General features: G+C 62.3%; 14 protein-coding genes and 1 pseudogene. 8 read left to right on the top strand and 7 right to left on the bottom strand.

The window, feature by feature from the left end:
• Window positions 1–56: 56 nt before the first annotated feature.
• The 6 genes from ilvC to fbaA all read right to left on the bottom strand — a co-directional run bounded on the left by ilvC (window position 57) and on the right by fbaA (window position 7,044).
• Complete coding sequence (gene ilvC, locus CI603_RS01825; RefSeq protein ID WP_121912809.1) at window positions 57–1,106, bottom strand: ketol-acid reductoisomerase; 1,050 nt, start codon at window positions 1,104–1,106, stop codon at window positions 57–59.
• A gap of 264 nt (window positions 1,107–1,370) precedes the next feature.
• Window positions 1,371–2,627 (bottom strand): MFS transporter, encoded by a 1,257-nt coding sequence (locus tag CI603_RS01820; protein ID WP_195760154.1) that lies wholly within the window; start codon window positions 2,625–2,627, stop codon window positions 1,371–1,373.
• Between the two features lie 399 nt (window positions 2,628–3,026).
• The gene (locus CI603_RS01815; protein ID WP_121912808.1) at window positions 3,027–3,995 is read right to left on the bottom strand and encodes an FAD:protein FMN transferase; all 969 of its coding nucleotides are present in this window, start codon (window positions 3,993–3,995) and stop codon (window positions 3,027–3,029) included.
• Between the two features lie 9 nt (window positions 3,996–4,004).
• A complete protein-coding gene (locus CI603_RS01810) occupies window positions 4,005–5,306 on the bottom strand; it encodes an adenylosuccinate synthase (protein ID WP_121912807.1) in 1,302 nt (433 codons plus the stop codon).
• Between the two features lie 142 nt (window positions 5,307–5,448).
• Window positions 5,449–5,787: a hypothetical protein gene (locus CI603_RS01805; protein ID WP_121912806.1), complete on the bottom strand. Its 339-nt coding sequence runs from the start codon at window positions 5,785–5,787 to the stop codon at window positions 5,449–5,451.
• A 192-nt stretch (window positions 5,788–5,979) separates the two neighbouring features.
• Window positions 5,980–7,044: a class II fructose-bisphosphate aldolase gene (fbaA, locus tag CI603_RS01800; RefSeq protein ID WP_121912805.1), complete on the bottom strand. Its 1,065-nt coding sequence runs from the start codon at window positions 7,042–7,044 to the stop codon at window positions 5,980–5,982.
• A 273-nt stretch (window positions 7,045–7,317) separates the two neighbouring features.
• Between fbaA and CI603_RS01795 the strand changes: the two genes are divergently transcribed.
• The 8 genes from CI603_RS01795 (at window position 7,318) to rlmB (ending at window position 19,857) form a co-directional block, all read left to right on the top strand.
• Window positions 7,318–8,310 (top strand): nucleoside hydrolase, encoded by a 993-nt coding sequence (locus tag CI603_RS01795; protein WP_121912804.1) that lies wholly within the window; start codon window positions 7,318–7,320, stop codon window positions 8,308–8,310.
• A gap of 13 nt (window positions 8,311–8,323) precedes the next feature.
• Window positions 8,324–9,727, top strand: a complete 1,404-nt coding sequence (locus tag CI603_RS01790; RefSeq protein ID WP_121912803.1) for an MFS transporter — start codon at window positions 8,324–8,326, stop codon at window positions 9,725–9,727.
• Between the two features lie 845 nt (window positions 9,728–10,572).
• A complete protein-coding gene (gene dcd / locus CI603_RS01785; RefSeq protein ID WP_110425991.1) occupies window positions 10,573–11,154 on the top strand; it encodes a dCTP deaminase in 582 nt (193 codons plus the stop codon).
• A gap of 248 nt (window positions 11,155–11,402) precedes the next feature.
• The gene (locus tag CI603_RS01780) at window positions 11,403–15,461 is read left to right on the top strand and encodes a fibronectin type III domain-containing protein (RefSeq protein ID WP_183122202.1); all 4,059 of its coding nucleotides are present in this window, start codon (window positions 11,403–11,405) and stop codon (window positions 15,459–15,461) included.
• Window positions 15,451–16,899, top strand: coding sequence for an MFS transporter (locus tag CI603_RS01775; RefSeq protein ID WP_183122201.1), 1,449 nt, complete (start codon window positions 15,451–15,453; stop codon window positions 16,897–16,899). The genes CI603_RS01780 and CI603_RS01775 overlap by 11 nt, the downstream gene beginning before the upstream one ends.
• Window positions 16,896–17,978 carry a LacI family DNA-binding transcriptional regulator gene (locus tag CI603_RS01770; protein WP_259465459.1) on the top strand — a complete coding sequence of 361 codons (1,083 nt, stop codon included), beginning with the start codon at window positions 16,896–16,898 and terminating at the stop codon, window positions 17,976–17,978. Before CI603_RS01775 ends, CI603_RS01770 begins: the two co-directional genes overlap by 4 nt.
• An 18-nt stretch (window positions 17,979–17,996) precedes the next feature.
• Window positions 17,997–18,773: a carboxymuconolactone decarboxylase family protein gene (locus CI603_RS01765; RefSeq protein ID WP_121912799.1), complete on the top strand. Its 777-nt coding sequence runs from the start codon at window positions 17,997–17,999 to the stop codon at window positions 18,771–18,773.
• Between the two features lie 91 nt (window positions 18,774–18,864).
• Window positions 18,865–19,857, top strand: a complete 993-nt coding sequence (gene rlmB / locus CI603_RS01760) for a 23S rRNA (guanosine(2251)-2'-O)-methyltransferase RlmB (protein ID WP_121912798.1) — start codon at window positions 18,865–18,867, stop codon at window positions 19,855–19,857.
• Window positions 19,858–20,274: 417 nt separating this feature from the next.
• On the opposite strand, the pseudogene CI603_RS01755 reads toward rlmB, so the two are convergent.
• Window positions 20,275–21,636 (bottom strand): annotated as a pseudogene (locus tag CI603_RS01755) (DUF4032 domain-containing protein); the annotation flags it as partial.
• Between the last annotated feature and the right edge of the window lie 142 nt (window positions 21,637–21,778).

The raw sequence follows: 21,778 nt of genomic DNA, 5'->3' as shown, positions 1-21,778 counted from the left end.
CCATTTGCTGAATGGTCAGTCAGACCAAGCAGGGTCCTTCCGACAGAACCTAGAGGTCACTGAACCTGGGAGCGGGCGATCTTGCCGGTGAAGGACTGGGCCTCGTCGGCATCCTTGACGTCCTTGTTCCAGGAGAACATGGCACGCAGCTTGGGGCCGACCTCCTCGATCTTCTCGTGGGAGTACTTCTCCTGCAGCTCCTTGAACTTGGGGGCGCCGGCATCCTGGTCGTCGATGAACTCCTTGGCGAAGGAGCCGTCCTGAATGCGCTTCAGCTGGTGACGCATCCTGTCCTTGGTGGACTCGTCCACCACAGTGGAGGTGAAATCGCCGTACTGGGCGGTGTCGGAGCAGGACCAGCGAGCCTTGTTCAGACCACCCTCGTTCATCAGGTCGACCAGCATCTTGAGCTCGTGGCAGACCTCGAAGTAGGCGATCTCCGGCTGGTAGCCAGCCTCGGTCAGCACCTCGAAGCCGGCCTCGACCAGGTGGTTGACGCCACCCATGAGTACATCCTGCTCGCCGAAGAGGTCGGTCTCGGTCTCTTCCTTGAAGGTGGTCTTGATGGCGCCGGCGCGCAGGGCGCCCAGAGCCTTGGCATAGGCCAGGGTGATGTCCCAGGCGTCACCGCGCGGATCCTGCTCCACGGCCACGACCACGGGCACGCCACGGCCAGCGACATACTCACGGCGGACGATATGGCCCGGGCCCTTGGGGGCCACCATGAAGACCGGGTGGTCGGCACTGGGCTTGATGTAGCCGTAATGGATGTTGAACCCGTGGGCGAAGGCGACTGCCGCACCCTCCTTGATGTTGGGCTCGATGTCGTCCCGCCAGATGTTGCGCTGGTACTGGTCGGGGGCCAGGATCATAACGATGTCGGCCTCCTTGGTGGCCTCGGGCACGGTCTTGACCTCTAGTCCCTGCTCCTTGGCGAAGGGCACCGACTTGGAGTTGGCGCGCAGGCCGACCACCACATCCACACCGGAATCACGCAGGTTCAGCGCATGAGCATGTCCCTGGGAACCGTAGCCGATGATGGCCACCTTCTTGCCATCCAGAACCGAAAGGTCCCCATCCTTCTCATACCAGATCTGTGCTGCCATTATCTACACTCCTTTATGTGCGTTCCAACCGGACCGGCTCTTCCAGGCCGGGGAACGCAAAATACTGTGAATTCCTGTCGTTGTTCCAGGCGGACGATGCTCTTTCGACCGGGGCGACGGATTTTGTCCTTGACCCCGATCCGTACCCAATGGATACGGTATGCCTCCAACCATACTCGTGATATGGCCAGATGGACTGTCCGCAATTCGTTGTTCGGACACCGGCGCGATTCAAAGAAACGGCCGGCGGGATGCATCCAGGGCTTACTTGGTGAAGTCCACATCCTTGGTTTCGTGGCAGGTCAGCACTGCCACCAGGCAGCAGACCGCCATGACGGCCAGGTAGAGCCCGACCGAGCGCACTCCCCAGTGGGAGGAGAGCCAGGTGGCGATGGTAGGCACGAAGGCCGCGCCCACGATGGCCGCCAAGTTGTAGCCGATGCCGGAACCCGAGTAGCGCACGTTGGCGTCAAAGAGCTCCGGCAGGAAAGCGCCGATAGGCCCGAAGGCGATGCCCATCAGGGCGAACCCGACGCAGAGGAAGACCATGACCTGGAAGGTGTTGTGATGGGCCATGAGCAGGTAGGGGAAGACCAGGCTGAAGACCACCAGCATGACGGAGCTGCCGATCAGCACCCGGCGACGGCCGATGCGGTCCGCGTAGACGCAGGCCAGCACGATGAAGAGGGCGAAGACCAGGATGGAGACCATAAGCATGAGCAGGTACTCCTGGTTGGTGAAGCCCAGTCCGCCGCCGCCCTGGGACTTGGGCTTGGTGCCGTAGGCCAGGGACCAGGTGGCCAGGGTGTAGAAGAGGGTGTAGGTGACCGCGACCAGGAAGGTGGCCTGGAGCACCTGGCGCCAACTCTTACGGAAGACCTCCAGCAGCGGGGTCTTGACGACCTTCTGCTGATCCAGGGCCATCTGGAAGATGGGGGTCTCTTGCATGGAGACGCGCACAGCCAGCCCAACGACCACCAGGATGGCGGAAAGCAGGAAGGGCACCCGCCAGCCCCAGCTCAGCATCTGCTCGGGAGTGCAGAACATCTCCAGCAGGAAGTAGGTTCCGTTGGCCAGGAAGAAGCCGATGGGAGCGCCCAGTTCAGGGAAGGAGCCGTAGAGGGCCCTCTTGCCTTCCGGGGCGTTCTCGGTAGCCACCAGAGCTGCGCCGGACCACTCGCCGCCCAGACCGATACCTTGCACGAACCGGCAGAGGCAGAGGACCACCACGGCCCAGAGCCCCCAGGTGGCATAAGTGGGCAGAACGCCGATTAGCACCGTGGAGCAGCCCATGGTCAGCAGGGAGACCACCAGCGTGGTCTTGCGTCCCTGGCGGTCACCGAAGTGTCCGAAGATCAAGGACCCCAAGGGCCGCGCGATGAAAGCGATGGCGAAGGTCAGCAGGGATGCCAGCAGGGCCACGGTCGGATCGGTCTTGGGGAAGAAGAGCTTGGGGAAATAGTTGGCCGAAGCCGTCCCGTAAGCGTAGAAATCGTAGAACTCGATGGCCGTGCCGACCATGGAAGCCCCGATGACTGTGCGAACCGAGCTACGGGTCACACGGGTGCCGCCGGACACGGAGGCTGCCGAGGCCGGGGAAGCAACACTAGCGTCGTTTGCCGTCACTTCATCTCATCTCCTTATAGAAAAACCCCGCTGTTGGCAGGGTCTGATGCGATGAAGCCTATGCGTCCAGCCCCGCCTTCCGACGGGGTCGAACAATGAAGATTGTCGAGTCAGTCCGCCGGTGAGGACGGGCTAATAATTCGTGCGGACACGGTGCCGAATCGGCGGGTGTCTGTCAAGCTGGTCATCACGGCGAACCTCCCTTCATCATCCTCGAATCGGATGCGTTCTCTGCGCATCCGCATTGGTGCCGACCATAGGCCTGATCTCGGCCGGTCCAGCGAGACTGGTCCACTATGTGGACGGATGGATGTTGGGGTCAGTAAAGAACCGACCCGGAAATTCGTCGGAGATCACGGCCTGACGGTCGGCATACATCAGGGCGCAGGAGAAGGAGAATCCGGCGGCCAGCACATCCGGCGACACTAGGAACAAGGCGGTGGCCAGACCGTCAGCCAGGCCCGTGGGGTGTTCATTGTCCTTTTCCTCAGTCACTACCCAGGAGGCCAGCACACGGTCAACTGGACGGCCGTCAATGGCGTCCAGGATGTGGTGAAGTGCCGTTAACCCTGCCGCTGCGGCATCCTCGGACCGGTCGGCCCAGTGACGACGGCTGGGGGCCGAGGCGCACAAGGATCCATGGGACAGCTCGATCCGACCCACGCCTGCAGACAAATCACCGGGATCTTCCATAGCGATGGAGATCGGGTGAGAGGTCCGCATACGCATGTCGCCGCCAGCATCGATCAGATACTCATCGACTTGAGGTTCGAGCAGATCGGCAAGCAGGTCAACCAAATAGCCCTTGCCGACTGCCCCGAAATCAAGGCTGACCGGACCGGCAGTCATAAGGACAGCACCCTGACGTCTGAGGTCATTGCCCCAGGTCGGCCGCCCATGGATCCGCCCCAGATGACCGGCGGCATCGGCCTGCAACCGGAAAGTGGGCTGCATGCCGTAGCCCAGACGGGTCAGATCCTCGCCCACCATGGGGTCCAAGGCCCCGCCGGTAGCAGAATACAACCTGTCATACAGGTCAAACAGCCCCTGGCAGTAGTCAGGAAAGACGAACCTACCCCCATGGGTAGCCTGGGCCATTTGCGCAGGTATGGCATCCTGTCTGAACCTTGACAGGGCACACTCGTAATCCTCGATCAGATCAGCGATAGTCCCGTGCAGTCGTTCTCCCAGAGGCCTGTCCGTAGAGATGATGATTCCTGTCCCGACCACCCCCGGGAAGGCAGTCAGGCAGGGCAGACCCATGGATCTTCCTCAGTCGATCAGAGAATGGATCTGCACGATCTGGTCGCGGCCCGGGCCCGAACCCACAGCAGAGATGCGGCAACCGGACAGATCCTCCAGGCGATGGATGTAGTCCTTGGCCTTGGTCGGGAACTCGTCGAAGCTCTTGGCACCGGAGATGTCCTCGCGCCAGCCCGGCAGCTCCTCGTATACCGGCTGGGCGGATTGGAACTCGGCCTGGTCCACGGGCATCTGATCCACCCTGGCCCGGGAGCCGTCGGACCGGGTGATGTCGTAGCCCACGCAGACCGGGATGGTCTCCAGGCCGGAGAGGACATCCAGCTTGGTCAACACGATGTCGGTCAGGCCGTTGATCTGCACTGCATACCTGCTGACCAGCGCGTCGAACCAGCCGCAGCGGCGGGAGCGGCCGGTGGTCACCCCGTACTCGTGGCCCTGACGGCGCAGCCATTCACCCTGCTCGTTGTCCAGCTCCGTGGGGAAGGGTCCCTCCCCCACACGGGTCACATAAGCCTTGGCTACGCCGACCACACGGTCGATCTTGGTCGGTCCCACGCCAGTACCGGTGCAGGCGCCACCCGCCGTGCAATTGGATGAGGTGACGAAGGGGTAGGTGCCATGGTCCACGTCCAGCATGGTGGCCTGTCCCCCCTCGAAAAGCACGTTCTTGCCCTGCTCCAGGGCCTGGTTGAGCATCAATGAGGTATTGGCCACGTAGGGCTTGAGCCGCTCGGCGTATCCCGCCAGCTCTTCAACGGTGGCCTCCACCTCGATGGCACGGCGGTTGTAGAGCTTGACCAGCATCTGGTTCTTCTGGTGCAGGCTGGCCTCCACCTTGTCGCGCAGGTGGTCGACATTGAACAGGTCGTGCACACGAATACCCACACGGTTGATTTTGTCGGCATAGGCCGGGCCGATTCCGCGGCCTGTCGTGCCGATCTTATGCTTGCCCAGGAAGCGCTCGGTCACCTTGTCCAGCGTCCGATGATAGGGGGCGATGACGTGCGCGGACTCGCTGATCCTCAACCGGCTGCAATCCACGCCGCGGGACTGGAGTCCATCGATCTCCTCGAAGAGTGCGGTCGGATCGACCACGACGCCGTTGCCGATGACCGGGGTAATGGCCGGGTGAATAATCCCCGAAGGCAGGAGGTGAAGGGCATACTCCTGGTCACCCACGACGACGGTATGGCCGGCGTTGTTGCCCCCGTTGAACCTGGCGACGTAGTCCATGTGCTCGCCGATCAGATCCGTTGCCTTGCCCTTGCCCTCGTCGCCCCACTGGGCCCCGACGATCACGATTCCCGGCATACGATGCTCCTTATCCACTGGTCGCCATTCAAGGAAAACAAAGGCAGACCATCCATAGACGAGCCTAACCCCATGTATGGAGCTGGAGATCTTTCAGACCTTTCAAATCAGCATGGGCAGACGCGAAATCGGAAAAGTCCGGTCAGGTCCTGGAGCCGATCATGGTCTCCCGGCCCCGACAGAGCAGGAAGGCCGCACTGACGAGCGACCCTAGGATGACCGGGATCAGGGATGCTTCGATGCCGAATGATCCACCGGTCAGCAGGGTCGGCCCCTGAACCTTCATGACCATGAAGCCGCGAATATTCTGGCCGGAGACCGGAATTCCCAACAGGGCCTCAGTGATGTTCCACCCTATATGAAAGCCTATGCAGATCCAAAGATTATGCCTGGATACCATGATGGAGCCCAGCATAAGACCGGCTTCGATAGCTATGGCCAGACACGAGAAGAGGGTAGCCCCAGGGTTGAGAGCATACATGAACCCAGATGCCGAAGACCATGAGGAGGATGGCGACCAGTAACTTCAACGACTGAGCCCATACGGCCTGCCCGCTCATCGGGGTCGTTGAGGAATCGAGCATCAGCAATACGCCGAACCCCAGAAGTCCCCAAGCAGCAGTCTTGTGCATTCCCTGTCTGGGCTGGCATGAATTGGATTGCGTATGCTGTTTCATTTCATGGCCCGCCCTGCGCTGCCCAGCTGCTGGCAAGCCTGGACTACGCGCGCCGCCATGCCGTCTTCAGCCTGGCGCCCCCAGGAACGGGGGTCGTACTCGCTCTTTTCGCCGACCTCCCCATCCACCTTGAGGACCTTGTCGTAATTGGCGAACATGTGCCCTGCCACGGCCCTGGTGAAGGCATACTGGGTATCGGTATCCACGTTCATCTTGACCACGCCATGAGCGACGGCCGATGCGATCTCTCCCGGCTGCGAACCAGAGCCCCCATGGAATACCAACAAGAAGGGCTTGTCGGCAGGGGCACTCGGGGAGGGGATGCCGCCAACCTCCCCATCGGATATGGCTTTGGAGGTCCTGGCCTGGATCTGCCCCAGCAGATCAGGACGCAGCTTGACTACACCGGGCTTGTAGGACCCGTGCACGTTGCCGAAAGTGAAAGCCACCATGTAGCGGCCGCGTTCGCCCAGACCCAAGGCATCAACCACCCTGGGGCCATCCTCGGGCGATGAATAGAGCCGCTGATCAATAGCAGCCGAATGACCATCCTCCTCGCCACCGACAGTGCCCACTTCGATCTCCAGAACGGTGTGGGCGGCCCGGGACAACTCCAGCAGCTCTGCCGCCGTGGCCAAATTTTCCTGTAAGGGCAACCCGGAGCCGTCCCACATATGCGACTGGAAGAGCGGATCCTGACCGTGAGCCACTTGCTCCTTCTCATAGGCCAGTAAGGGACGAACCCACTCGTCCAGGTATTGCGGGGCGCAATGATCCGTATGCAGGGCCACGGTGATGCTCGGATAGCGGGCGATCACCTCGTGGGCGAACTTGGCGAAGGCGATGGAACCGGCCACCCGGTCGGCCAGGCGCTGTCCCGACAGGTAGGCAGCACCTCCCACGGATACCTGGATGATTCCGTCGGACTGGGCTTCGTCCAGCCCCTGCAGGGCCGCGTTCAAGGTCTGCGTGCTGGTCACATTGATGGCGGGATAGGCGTAGGACCCCCGTCTGGCCGCATCAAGCATCGCCACATACTGTTCAGGAGTCGCTAAAGTCATACCCTCATTATCGTCGGTTGCGCGGAAAAGCGGCCGTCAACCTGCGAATGCATGATCACCGACAGATTTGCAGGTCTCTGCCCTGATGGCGAACACCCACCGACGCGCTTTGACAAGCCTCCAAGCCGCAGGTAGTTTAGCTCCGTACAGTTTGATGAAACGTTACATCAAACAGGTTGTTTGTTTCACGGCAGTAACGAATCAGCCTAGGGAAGGCACGACATAGGTAAGCAGAAGGTTGGGGTCGCCCATCCTTCTGGGAAGGAGACCAACGTGTCAGCAAGCAATGAAACCGTCCGCAAGATCATCCTGGATCTGGACACTGGCATCGACGACACGCTGGCTCTGTCCTACGTCCTGGGCTCCCCGGATGCCGAGCTGATCGGAATCACCGGCACCTACGGTAACGTGGTGCTCGACCAAGGCGTCGACAACGATCTGCGGCTGCTGGCCATGTACGGCAGGGAGGACATCCCGATCTTCAAGGGGATCGATCACCCCAGCACGGCCGACTCATTCAGCGTTCCGCCGGACTCCGAGATCTTCCATGGGGCCAACGGCACCGGCAACATCGAAATCCCCGCACAGACCGACCGGCAGGCCAGCCAGCAGAGCTCAGTCGACTTCATCATCGACGCAGTCCGCCGCTATCCCAAGGGCGAGCTGGTCGTGGTGCCCACCGGTGCCCTGACCACCATCGCCGCCGCCCTGGAAAAGGCCCCCGACATCGTCGACCGCATCAGCATCGTCATGATGGGTGGCACGCTGACCCAGCCGGGCAACGTGGGGCCCTTCGCAGAGGCCAACATCAACCAGGATCCCGAGGCAGCCAACCGTGTCTTCGCCACCACCGCAGATATCACCATGGTTGGTCTGGACGTGACCACCCAGGCTCTGATGAGCCGCGAGGACACCGAGGCCCTGCGCGCCACAGGCACCAGCGCCGGACGCTTCCTGGCAGACATGACCGACTACTACATCGACATCAGCGAAAAGGAAAGCGGGGTCTACCTGGGCGGCTGCAACCTGCACGACCCCCTGGCCGCCGCGGTGGCCATCGACCCCAGCCTGGTCACCACCTTCGCCACCAACCTGATGGTCGAGACCGAGGGACCGCAGCGGGCCCGTACTATCGGCGACCCCAGCAGGCTCCTGGACCCGGTCAAAAACACCAAGGTGGCCCTGTCGGTCGACACCGAGCGGTTCACCCGGCGCTTTATGGACAGGCTCCTGACCCTGGTGCGCAAGACCGAGAGCGAACGATAGAAGGACGGCAGTCATGAGCGAATCCATCACCACCGCGGCCACCGAAGCAACCTTGGACGAGAACCGCCGCAGCACCAAGCGGGCCCTGCCGGCCCTGCTGACCATCTTCCTGCTGGGCACACTGATGATCCAGGCCTTCAATCTGGTCTTCCAGAACGTGGGCGACTCCCTGGGGATGTCCGCCAATGCCTCACTGATCAGCACCCTGCCCGGCATCGTCCTGGGCGTGGTCTGCATGCTCTACGGCACCCTCTGCGACTACATCTCCCCCCGTAAGATGACCCTGTTCGGAGTGGGCGCCCTGATCATCGGCAGCCTCCTGGGCTTCTTCGGCGCATCGAACTTCTGGGCTGTCGTCCTGGCCCGCATGATCCAGACCGCGGGCGGTCAGGTGGCCGGCTCGGTCTTCCTGGTCATGGCCATGAAGTACCTGAGCGACAAGGAGCGTGCCTTCTACCTGGGCATCTTCAACGCCGTCTACTACGCCTCCTCCGCTGTGGGCATCTTCGCCGGCGGACTGATCACCTCCATCGACTGGCGCTACCTCTTCCTGGTACCCCTGGTATCCATCCTGCTGATCCCTCCGGTAATCAAGTACACGCCTGATACCGGTATCAAGGGCGAGCGCATCGATGTCTTCGGCATTGCACTGTTCGCGCTTATCGCCGGATTCGTGGCCGTCTACTTCTCCTTCCCGGCCACCTGGATGTTGGGGGTGCTGGCCGTCCTGATCCTGATCTTCGCCGGCTATGTCTGGAAGGGCGCCAACCCCTTCTTGAGCCGCGGGTTCGTGACCAACGGAGCCTACATGGCTGTCCTGCTGGCCCTCTTCGTCTTCTACTTCTTCAACTTCGCCTGCGTGCCCATCTACAACGTGATCGGCGACCGCATCTACGGGATCTCCCTGAGCCAGGTCTCCCTCTGCCTGACCATCGTCTACATCGTGGCTACCCTAGTGGGCTGCCTGTCCGGAGCCATCATGAACGCCATGGGACGCCTGCCCATGCTGATCCTGTCCGCCCTGCTCATGATCGCTGGAGCTGCCGGTTCTGCCCTGATGCTCACCTCAGGCTTCTGGGTCCTGACCGCGCTGGCCTCGGTCTTCATTGCCGGCATCACCATGTCCTACACGCCCCTCTACGACTCCTTCTCGGCCACTTTGCCCGTGGACCAGAACGGCCGCGGCATCGGGATCGGGGATCTGATGATGAACACCTCGGCCTCCATCGGCATGGCTGTCTACAGCGGACTCATGGCCAATCCCCAATTCGGGTCGCATGCTCTGGCAGGCGTAAAGACCGGCATCCAGGCCCAGGTGGCCAACATGTTCTGGGTCATGGCGTTGGCCGCCCTGCTGGCCCTGATCATTGTGGCCGTCTTCCACAAGGCCATGTCAGCCAAGGCTCCCCAGGAGTAAGGCTGGTGTGACCCACACATACTTGGTCGGATAGCCGCGCTGCTTGGTCCACTCTTCCTGTCCTCGGGAATGAGTCAGGCCCTGCACCGGCACCCGGCCGCTCGAACCGGGGAGGGAGCGGAGTTCGGACTGCTTTCGGCAAAGTGATAGTCCCCCTCTTCCCTCAGCCGCCGAAGGCAAGAAGAACGCCGCCCCTCCCCACGGTGAAGAACCCCCGTCATAGCCATAACTGACGGGGGTTCTTCCATATCTTCAACCGCTGCCTTTAATTTTGTGCCTATAGTTCGAGCCGCACATCGGAGCACAGCCTATACAGATGCCAGAGAAGAAGAACCTGAATCTTGAGAATGCGACTGTGCAAAACTGACGATTCCGCCTTTGAGATTCGTCTACCTTGAGTTTCGAATCCAGGAGAGGCAGAAGTCAAAAGAGCAGATGACCGGCACAGCCAAGCACTAGACAACTCTTGGATTTGCAAACGCCCTACCGTCCTGTATAAGACTCAACGAACTCAATCGAGTCATTGGCCATGCGGTTTCACGTGAAACGTCGGTGCACTGATACTTCCCCCAAAATGAAGAGAACCCGGCGGTGCGTGAACACCGCCGGGCGAGAGAGAAGAAAGGGAAATCAGTTGTCGGGCGGAGGTCAACCGCCCATCGGTTTTTGAGCCGACATCTATAGTAAAGAACAGCTACCTTATGGTGACGATAGCGTTATCTGAAAATTCTCTGTGAATACAGCCAGATCAGAAAGCGGGTATAGGCCCGGTTAGACTGGATTCAGAATGGTTTCCCGCCAGAGGAGAGACCCTCGACCGACGAACCTAAAGGAGATACCCCGGCATGCTGCTCAGCGACCATGACATCCTGGATGCCCACCAGGCAGGACACCTGAATCTGGACCCGTGGACGCCGGCCATGGTTCAGCCATCCAGCGTGGACGTGCGTCTAGACCGCTACTTCCGGGTCTTCAACAACCATCAGTACACCTATGTGGATCCGGCGGAGGACCAAGGTGCGCTGACCGAGCAGTTCGAGGTGCCCAAGGACGAACCCTGGATCCTACACCCCGGCGAGTTCGTTCTGGGATCCACCTGGGAGTACGTCAAGCTGGACTCCACCCTGGCCGCCCGGTTGGAGGGCAAGAGCTCCCTGGGCCGTCTGGGCATTCTGACCCACTCCACCGCCGGATTCGTCGATCCCGGCTTTGAAGGGCACATCACTTTGGAGCTGTCCAACGTGAGCACCCTTCCGGTCAAGCTCTGGCCCGGCATGAAGATTGGCCAGATGTGCTTCTTCCAGCTCTCCTCGCCCGCCCGGTACCCCTACGGCTCCAAGCACAACGGCTCCCATTACCAGGGCCAGCGCGGGCCAACCCCTTCCCGCTCCTACGTCAACTTCTACAAGGCCGACGTCTCGGACTGATCAGCCTCAGGCCTGGCCCATAAGGCCTGGCATCTGCATGCTTGTGCCTGTATATTCACCGACCTTCCCAGAACGCTCAGGCCAGAAGCCTGCCTTCAACCGCCATGTTTGAAGCAAGCCTTGCCCCCACTACCCGGGTCCGGATTGGCAATAAATGGCAATGCCTTAATTCGATGTACTCTGCCTGTTGACAGGCCATAATGACCGGTCGGAAACTGACACAGCAGCAGGCAGCGAGGCGAAGCGGCGTGAAACTCAATCTCAACGGCATCTGGGACTTCCACCCCGACGACGGAGACCGGGGATATCCCGTCATGGTGCCCACCTGGTGGGACAGCTTGCCAGAGACCACCGGCTATCCGGCCTCCTGGAGCCGAGACCTCCGCCATGGCGTCTACCTCAGGGAATTCTTCCTAGACACCCTTGACCCGAATGAGGATATAATCCTGCATCTGGATGCCCTAGCCACCTTGGGCAAGGTGTCAATCAACGCAATACCGGTGGGGCCGTCATCCACCAGGGGCTATCTGATGACGCTGCTCCCCTATGACCTGGATGTCACGAGGGCGGTTCATGCCGGACGCAACCAGATAAGAATCGAAATCTGGAGCGTCAAATCCCTTCCCACCGATGCCCTGACTTCTACAGAGGGCCCTGACCGGCTGCTCTTCCCCTTTGGCACAGAGAATCTCGTCGGGCGGCTGGGGTTGGGCGGCGACGTCTGGCTCAGCAGCAAGCCCAAGATCCGCATCGAAGATCTGCAGATCATCCCCGATCTGGGCGGCGATGCCGACCCTTCCAACGACCGGCTGGAGCTCAACGCGACGCTGGTCAACACCAGCGGGCGCCCATGCGATCTGCGGTTCAGGGCCGACATCCGACCCTGGAAATCTTCGATGTCCAAGGGCCGGACCGTGCTGGCCTTCAACCCGGTGTCCTGCTCCCTGAATCCCCGCTCCTCCAAGGTCATCCGCCTGCAGATGGCCTGGCCGGACGCCCACTACTGGTCCCGGACCGATCCCTTCCTGTATGTCATGCAGGCTGTTCTTAACATCGGCAGCCATGTGGTCGACCGTTCCCAGGAGCGATTTGGCTTCCGGCAATTCCAGCGCCAGGGAGACCGGTACCTGCTCAACGGCATGCCCATCCGGTTGCGCGGCGACTCCCTCTGCCTGCTCAACCAAGGCAGCCGCGACCTCATCAACGAGGCCGGCGATGCATATGGGCTGATCCTTGACGACAACCAATCCGGTCAGGACATGACCAAGGCCTGGGTGGATGCCTATCGACATGCCAACTTCAACATCTTGCGCAACCACATCCGCTCGGTCCCCTCGCAAGCCCTGGCCGACCACGCCGACGAGACCGGCATGCTCCTTGAGGAGGAGACGGCCTTCTGGAATCCGGGCTCTCCAGCCAATGTCCAACTGAATCCGCCATTCCACATGAGCTACGGACCTGAAGCCATCGGGCACTATGTCGAGTGGACACAGCGGTGGGTGCGGGCCTACCGGAACCACCCCAGCATCGTCCTCTGGTCCACCACCAACGAGGCATGGAATCCAAAGGATGGCGACCTGCTCATCCCAGCCCTGCAAGCAGCCGTCCATAAGCAGGACGGTACCCGGCCAGTGGTCAATGACGGCTTCAATGCCCCCATTACCGATGAAGATTCCCGCCACTATTACGGTGGGTATCCCTCGGGTATGACCTCGGCTCCAGACATCTATGCCCTCTACGACATCGATTCACCGCTGCCCTTGGCCGCCGGCGAGGAATTCTCGGTCTCCACCGCGGGAATCCCCCGCTACGATGAGCAGGGGCAGATTGCCGACATCTACCATGGCCGGCTCAACGGCGATCCGGACACCATCTCCCGGGCGGACTTCGGCCGGGAGGTCGGACGGGTGACCAGGGGCATACGGACCACGCGAGTGGTCGACTGGAAGCCCTTCTGCATTTCCGCCTTCATCTACGACAACATCGAGGCCTGTCTGGAACCGGACCGGCGCAGAATCCGCGGGGGGCTTAACCCTAAAAGGTTGCTGCGCCCCCAATTCGATCCCTGGCGCGGCAAGGATGAACCCTGGCAGGAGGGGCCGGCCTTTGGATATATAGCCGCCTCCTTCGCAGATGTCGCCGCCTACGACAAGGAATTCGACCGCGAACCGCGCCTGGGGCAGCCCCACAGGATCTACCCACGCGCAACGACCAGCCGACGTACCATCATTGTCCACAATGACGAGGAGCGTCGGGGGACCGACCTTGAGCTGGTCTGGCAAGTGGCCTGGCAACGTGGCCCAGGGGGCAGACGGGTAGTTGTCGACCGAGGACGCCGACGGGTGCAGGTCCCATATGCCTCCTGGCGGACCGTACCTGTGACCATCACCGTGCCCGAGGATCAGGCCAGCCAGGGGGCCCGACTCCTTCTGGTCCTGTGTGTGCGCAAGCAGGGGCGACAGGTCTTCCGGGAGGAGAACTTCCTGGGATGGATCGACCATGCCGCTCCGCCTCGGCTGGGGACCGCACGCCCCCGCATCGACCTGGGCCGGGTGGAATGGGTATCACGGGAGGTCAAGCACTGCATCCATCTACGCCAGGAGGGCGGCGCAATGAGCGAGCACTGGACCGCCCAGGTCCTGGAGGATGCCGAAGGCGCCTTCAGCCTGGAAAGCATGAACGGGAACCTGCGCCACGAGCAGGATATCTACTACACTGTCAATCCCTCCGGCCTGGAGCCCGGGCATCTCTACCGGGCCCGCGTACGCTTCCAGGGGGCGCTGCAGGAGACTGCCACAGTGACGGTCACCTTCACCGCAGGGCGGCGGCCTCCCCGACAGGCTCGGGCCAATCTTGCCGCAGGAGCACGAGTCCAAGTCTCCTCCCAGGCTGATCTGCCAGGATGGACAAGGGCTGCCCTGGTCGACGGCCGTCTCGGAGCCGCCTACGACCGATTCGGATGGTCCAGCTTCGTCAGCAACCGGAACCGCCCGGAATGGATTCTCCTGGAGATGCGGCAGGCGGCCACCTTGTCCCAGGTGGTTCTGGTACCTCGGGGCCGCAATCCGTCCGGAGATGCCAGCCAATCCAGCCAGTGGTCAGGCACCGATTCCTTCGGCGTGTTGGAGTACGCAACCGGCCACAGATCGACTGACCCCAACCAGGGTCAGGGCTTTCCGCTTGATTTCTCCATCAGTCTTTCATCAGACGGCCGCAACTGGACTCGGGTCTGCAGCCGCCACAACTATCCGCTGCCGACGGACGGCCGACCGCAGGCCTTCGATTTTGCTCCAATGAGCAATATCAGGTTCATCAAAATCGAGGCAACCCGGCTGCGCGCCAACCCTTATCAGGGAGGACGGTACGCCCTGCAGCTGAGCCAGATCATGGCCTTCGCCCGCCATCGTCTGCCAGCCATACCCGCAGCTCCCAAGAACATCGACGCCCAGCCTCACGGACACCGTCTGCGCCTGGCTTGGCAGCACGGACCAATCCGACACCAGGCAGACGCGCCCCACACCGCCCAGGTCCTTCTGCGTGACCGAAAAGGCAGGTCCATGACCTTCCACCTGGACCGGCCTCAAGGACGGGCCCACCTGGACGGAATCCCCTTCGGCTCCTGGCGTATGATCCTGCAGGAGTGCAACTCCACAGGCATCGGCGAACCTGCAGACCCGCTTGAACTGCATATAGGCCCTCAGAAAGCCGGAAGGACTGATCCGGCGCTACCCAGGCCCAGCGACCCCCAGGTCAGCATTGATTCGGCGGACATGACCGTACATGTGACTGTTGACCAGGTCCCTCAGGGGTTTTCAGGGTGCGAACTGACCTTGAAACCGACCGACGACCATGAGCCCGAGCCGACCGTCTGGCTGCCCGCCGGCGGGCAGACCCACAGTTTCCGACAGATTCCACCAGGCATCTACCGGGTCATGGCAACCTTTACCACCGAGGATGGCCGGGTCTCGCCCCCTTCTTCCCAAGGCGATCCCTTGATTCTGGGACATGCGCCCGGACGCCCGGCCAAACCCGGGCTGACTTCTTCCGGTAAAACCATGCAGGCATCCTGGTCGCCCCCGAACGATGGAGGCATCCCTCTACAGGCCTATCTGGTCACCATGCGCGAAATGGGCAGTAGGCAGAATACAAGACTGCGGTTGGCCGCGAAACAGACCACCTTGACCCTCGATGATCTGGGGCCCGGTAAGTACACGGTCAGCGTCAGCGCCATCAATGCGGCAGGAGCCGGACCTGAATCCCCCGTCTCCCTTCCCTGTCTCATCGCCGAGGGCGACCATGAACGCTGAGTCCCTGCCCAGGTCCGCCATTCTGGGCTACGGACTGGGCGATGCCGCCAACAACGTCGGCTGGCAGATGACCAACCTCTTTCTGACCACCTATTACCTCTACCTGGGCATGGACCCTATGCTGGTGGCCGACATCTTCCTGGGAGCCCACCTCTTCCAGGCCCTGGTCTACATGGTCGCCGGAAGAATCACCGACGGACGCGCCAAAGACCAGGAGGGCGGTCTGCGGCGGCTGGTGGTCGTCTTCGGCCTGCCGATGATGATCTCCGTCACCCTGATGTACACCATTCCGGCGGGCGCCCCCATGCCGGTGCGCATCGGCTGGGCCATCGCCACCTACCTGCTTTATCAGCTCCTTGGAGCCCTGGGCGGCGTGCCCTACGGAGCCCTGCTGGGAGCCATGACCCGGGACCCCGACGACCGCCAGCGCCTGGCGGCCTCCCGCACCTTCGGCGGAGCGGCGGCAGGGGTCGTCCTGACCTTTACCCTGGCTCCGCGGGTCAACGACATGGACCCCTCCCGACTCTTTCTTCCGGTGGTCGCCGCCTGCTGTCTGCTTGGCTCCCTGGGTTATCTGATCATGGCCCGGACCACCAGGGAGCGCTACCTGCCTCCGGCAGCTCCTCGCACCTCCCTGAAAGAGGATCTGCGGCTTCTAGCCGGCAATCGCCCCCTGCTGGTGGTCTGTCTGGCCACCTTGTTCCTGACCAATCCTGTGGCCTCGCTGGCCCCCATCGTCGCTAAAGAGGTTCTGACCGTCGGCAACCCTGGGCAGACCGGACGAATCACCTTCGCCCTGACGTTGGTGGGCGTCCTTGCCGGGGTGGTTGTAGCCCCCTGCTCGCCATGGCTGGTGCAGCGTCTAGGTAAACGGGGCACCTGGACCTTGGGCGGACTGATGGTCATCGGATCCTCGCTGGCCTTCATCCTGGTCCGGTCCGCCTGGCCTGCCGTTGCCTGCATAGCCTTGAACGGCATCGGAGTGCAGGTCATCACCCCCTGCATTTGGGCCATGCAGGCGGATTCGGTGCAGTACGAGCAGTGGCGAACAGGCAACGGAAACACCGCCGGAGCCTCCATGGCCGCCCTCAGCATCACCCGCCAGGTCGGAGCGGCCATCAATGGATGGGCGGGGCCGGCCATCCTGTCTTTCCTGGGTTACAGGCCGGGCATGAATGTTGCCCAGAATCCGGCCTTGGGCATCAACATGCGACTGGCTGTGGGCCTGGTACCGGCTGCCATGTTCACCATCTCGGTCCTGCTCATCCGCTGCTATCCGCTGACCGAGGAGGTCTTCGGACGCATCAGCGCCGATCTGCAGGCAGGGCGCCTACAATGCCAGTGCAGCCATATCAGGCAAGGAACGGAGCATCAGGCTTGTCCAGGAGATCCCCGGAGCCCGCACAGGGGCGGGAAGGGCACCGACGCGTGCGCATGATCGACGTGGCCGCAAAGGCCGGAGTGTCCCCGTCCACGGTCTCCCGCGCGCTCAACAATCCCAGTCGGCTGAACTCGCAGACAGCCAGCCAGATCCGCTCCCTGGCCCGATCCATGGGATACCCCCTGCCTGATCACCCTCCCAGCAAGGATGCGACCGGGCCGGTCATGATAACCTTTCTGGTCCAGGACACCTCCAACGGCATCTCCTCCCAGATCCTTGCCGGCGCTCAGGAAGCTCTTCCTGAGCAAGGTGCAGTCGGCATCATCGAAGCCGGAGCCGAGCTGGGGCATACGGAAGACCTGCTGGAACAACTGGTCGGGCACACCCGTGGAATCATTCTGGCCACTGATCAGGTCCGAGCATCAACGGCTCGGCGCCTGGGGCGCCGCCTGCCTCTTGCAATTCTCAACCGCCCCATGGAGGGCCTTCCCTCCGTCCTGCCCGACGCCTCCACCGGCCTAGCCCAAGCCTTGGAACTGCTACGGCGACAGGGACGACGGTCCGTAGTCTACATAGCCAGCCGGGTGGGGGCCTGGTCCGACCGTTCCCGTTGGGAGAGCGTGCAAGCACTCAGTCGGGCTATGGGGCTGGAATGCCGGCGAATGGGTCCAGTGGATCCTACTGTCCAAGGCGGCAGGCAGGCTGCAGCCGCTCTGGAGCAGGAACCTCCCGATGCTGTGGTCGCTTACAATGACCTGATTGCCGCTGGAGTCATTCTGGGACTGCAATCCAAAGGAATCACCGTGCCTGACAGGGTTGGCGTCATCGGATTTGACAACACCATGGTCGCTCCTGTCGTCAAGCCGGCCGTCGCTACGATTCGGATCCCCCGCAAAGCCATAGGACATGCTGCAGCGGATATTCTGCTTGGCCGGAAGCCCGAAACCGGGCAATCCCGCCAACAGTCCGCCCTGATCGCCCGGCTGCGCAAAGCCGGCATCCCGCCTGTTACTGAGGACCCCGGAGCCCTGACCCTGCCTACCTCGCTGATCATCCGGGATAGTCTGGGCATCCTTGACTTCGAGCGCACTCGAAGGAGTATAGCTGAATCTGCCGGAATGACCCGGCCAAGATGATGGCAAGGAGACTAACCCATGGCAATCAAACAGACGGCGGGCCACGACCGGCTCGGTCGGTTCGCACCACAATTCGCCCACCTCAACGATGATGTACTCTTCGGCCAGGTCTGGTCCCGCGAAGACGAACTTTCAGCTCGGGACCGTAGCATGATCACCTGCGCAGGTCTGATGAGCATGGGACTCTTCCCCCAGTTGAAGAGCCATATGGCCATGGCCAAGGGCAATGGCGTCACCCGCACTGAAATGGTGGCACTGATCACCCACCTGGCCTTCTATGCAGGCTGGCCCAAGGCATGGTCGGCTTTCGACCTGGCCAAGGAGGTCTACGGTGAGGGCGACCGTGACGACGAGAGCCAGGACACCACTGCACCTGCAACCGCAACTGCTGCCGGGACGGAGCCGGATTCAGGGCCCTATCCCTTGGGAGACTCGGCTGATGGACCCAACTTCACCGGTCATGTCTGGCTGCACCGACTGACTGATCCAGACGCAGAATGCGCCGCCAGCAATGTGACCTTCGCACCCGGATGCGTCAACCGTTGGCACACGCACCCACACGGCCAGCTGCTGATTGTCACCGCCGGGCAGGGGTGGGAGCAGGAGGAAGGCCATCAGCCCCGCAGGCTGGAACCCGGCGACGTGGTCTTCTGCCCGGCAGGCGTCAGACACTGGCATGGGGCCTCGGCCCGGTCATCCATGGCCCACATCGCCGTTACCCCGGCCTCAAGCGGACAGTCTCCGGTCGAGTGGATGGAGTTCCCAGATCCCGATCAGGTAGCCGCTCTGGGGTGACTCACACGGCCTGATTACAGTGTGTCCTCGCCCTGCAGATATTGAGGCCGACAGACAACTACCGGTTCCCGCCTGCCTTTACACTGAAGACATGGCTAACAAGAAAGGCCCGACCAAGGGTTCGGGCGGCAAGCACCGCAACAAACTGCGCGGACGGGGGCCTACCCCCAAGGCCGAGGATCGCGTCTACCACAAGGCCTATAAGGCCCGGCAGGCGGCCCAGCGCAGGCAGGCGGCCGATCCACGTCTGGCAGCCCGCCGCCGGGCCGACCGATTCACCTCTGATTCCGATGATCTGGTCATCGGCCGCAATGCAGTCCTGGAAGCCCTGCGTGTAGGAGTCCCAGCCAGCCAGCTCTATCTGGCCGCCCGGATGGAACACGACGACAGGACCAGAGAAATCGTACGGCTGGCCGGGCAAGAGGGACTCAACCTGCTGGAAGCCGACCGTCTGGAGATGAACCGCATCGCCCGGTCCAGCAACCACCAGGGCGTAGTCCTCAAGGTGCAGCCCTACCAGTACGCCTCCCTGCAGAGCCTGGTCGACAGGGCCGAGAAGCACGCGGCCGCCCTGGAAGGAGCCGATCAGGCGACCAAGGTTGCCGCCCGCCCGCTGTTCATCGCCCTGGACGGGGTCACTGACCCGCAGAATCTCGGGGCCGTAATCCGTTCAGCAGCGGCCTTCGGCGCCTCGGGGGTGGTCCTGCCCGAGCGACGCAGCGCCTCGGTCACAGCTGCGGCCTGGAAGGTGTCTGCCGGAGCCGCCGCCCATCTGCCTGTGGCCCGCGTGGTCAATCTGACAAAGGCCATCCAAGGACTCAAGGAGCGCGGCTACTACGCGGTTGGCCTGGACGGCGCAGGCACCACCACAGTAGGCGAGACAGGCTTCGAGACTGATCCGCTGGTGGTGGTCCTGGGCTCCGAGGGCAAGGGGCTGAGCCGCCTGGTCCGCGAGAACTGTGATGCCCTGGCCTCCATCCCCATTTCCAGCTCGGTGGAGTCCCTGAACGCCTCGGTTGCGGCTGGCATCAGCCTCTACGCCGTAGCCATGGCACGCCGACGGTCCGCCAGCCAAGCGCAATAGCTCCAGGCAGACACCGGCAATCTGAAGACAGACAAGCCAGGCGGCAACAGCCTACGTGCGGTAATAGCCTGCTGCAGACTGGTTGCCGCACAGACCAAAGAATCAGCTGGAAGCCCAGACTGCATCGTCCTGATCGTCCTGGTCGGCAGCCGCATCCAGGCTGCCAGGGGCGTAGACCGATCTCAGCGAGCGTCGGCCGCCATTCGCGTCCTCAAAGGCCGGCTGCGACGACACCTCCTCGACAGCCCGGTCACGGTCCGTCTGGGTGCCTGCTCGGGTCTGGCCTCCAGCATTGGTTTGGTCAGTCACCTCACTGTCAGCTGCGTCTTGGCCTTCCACTTCACGGCCATTTGCATCCTTGTCGGTCCGATCGCGGCCGGCTTGCTCATCCTGACCGGCCTGGGCATGACCGCCCTGCCAATTCATCTCGTCGTCGACCACCCCGGCATCGGCCTCTTCATTGATGGTCTTCATGTCCTCGGAATCCAGCCGGTACTCGGGCAGGGACTCGCTGATGTAGCTCTGCACGGCCTCGGCCATGGGCACATCGTGGCCGGCCTTCTCGGCCATCAGCCAGCGGTGGGTCAGCACCTCATGGAAGAACTGGGCCGGTTCGATCTGCGAACGATATTCCGGCGGGATCATGCGCACAGTAGGCTCGAAGACCTCGCGCATCCAGTCGGTGGCCACGATCTCCAAGTCCTCGCCCTGACGCCAGGTGGAGGCACGATAGGCATCCAAATCGTTGAGCAGCCGCCGGGCCTGGTTCTCCTGCACGTCCAGACCAGTCAGCCGCAGCAGCTTGCGAGAGGCGTAGCCGGCATCGACCACCCTGGGCCGCACCAGCACCCGGTTGCCGTCCTCCTCGGTCTTCATTTCCAGCTCGTCCACGTCGAAGCCCAGATCGTTGAGCCGGTTGACGCGGCGCTCGATCTTCCACATCTCATCCGGGTCGAAGCTGTCCACGTCCGTCAAGGCGCTCCAGAGTGAGTGATAGCGGTCCACCAGCCGGTTGCCCACACCGACCTCGTCCACCTCGCCGGCCAGCAGGTTGCCGGAATCCAGATCCATGAGCTCACCGATGATGTTGGTCCTGGCCAGATCAATGTCGTACTCGCGCTGGCCGTCGGTCAGGCTGGGATGCAGATCGCCGGTCTCGGCATCGACCAGGAAGGCCGAGAAGGCATCGGCATCGCGCAGAAAGAGCACGTTGGACAGGGAAACGTCGCCCCAGTAAAAACCGGCCAGATGGAGCCTCACCAGAAGGACCGCCAAAGCATCGATCAGACGCTCGGCCGTGTCCGGGCGCAGATTGCGGGCGAATAGGGCACGGTAGGGCAGTGAGAACTTCAGGTGTTGGGTGACCAGCATGGCCTCAAGAGGCTCGCCCTCACGGGTGTGTCGACCGGTGACCACGGCGATGGGATTGACCGTAGGCAGCTCCAGTTTTTTCAGCTTGCGCAGAAGTTCGTACTCACGCTCGGCCACCCTCTGGGTGATCTCCTTCATGGCGTAGACATCGTCGCCCACGTGGACAAAGCGAACCACGTGCCGGGAGATGCCTCTGGGCAGGTTGGCCAGCAGATCCCGGGGCCAGGTGGCCAGCGGCCGCTCCCAGGGCAGGGTAAACATCCTGGGGTTGGAGCTGGTGGCCGTGATGTGCAGGGCAGTCGGCTCCTGCTCAGAGGAGGGATCGGCCGTGGTCTTTATCGAGGTGGCTTTCAGGGCACGAGGGTCCAGAGAGGAGGCCGTCGCCCGGTTGATGTTCACGCTAGTCATGCTTCATCCATCCCATCGCCGCCCATCCTATACGGGAAGAGCCCCGCACGGATGCGCCGCGCGGGGCTCCTGGTCACCCGGTTAACAAGGAAAGGAGATGATATCAATGATCGGATACGGGCCCTGCGGCTCGGCGGGAAAC

This window comes from Bifidobacterium sp. wkB338 (assembly GCF_003688325.1).
Taxonomy (GTDB): Bacteria; Actinomycetota; Actinomycetes; order Actinomycetales; family Bifidobacteriaceae; genus Bombiscardovia; species Bombiscardovia polysaccharolytica.
The sequence above is the reverse complement of the archived record's forward strand: the minus strand, read 5'-3'. Positions and strand labels throughout refer to the sequence as shown.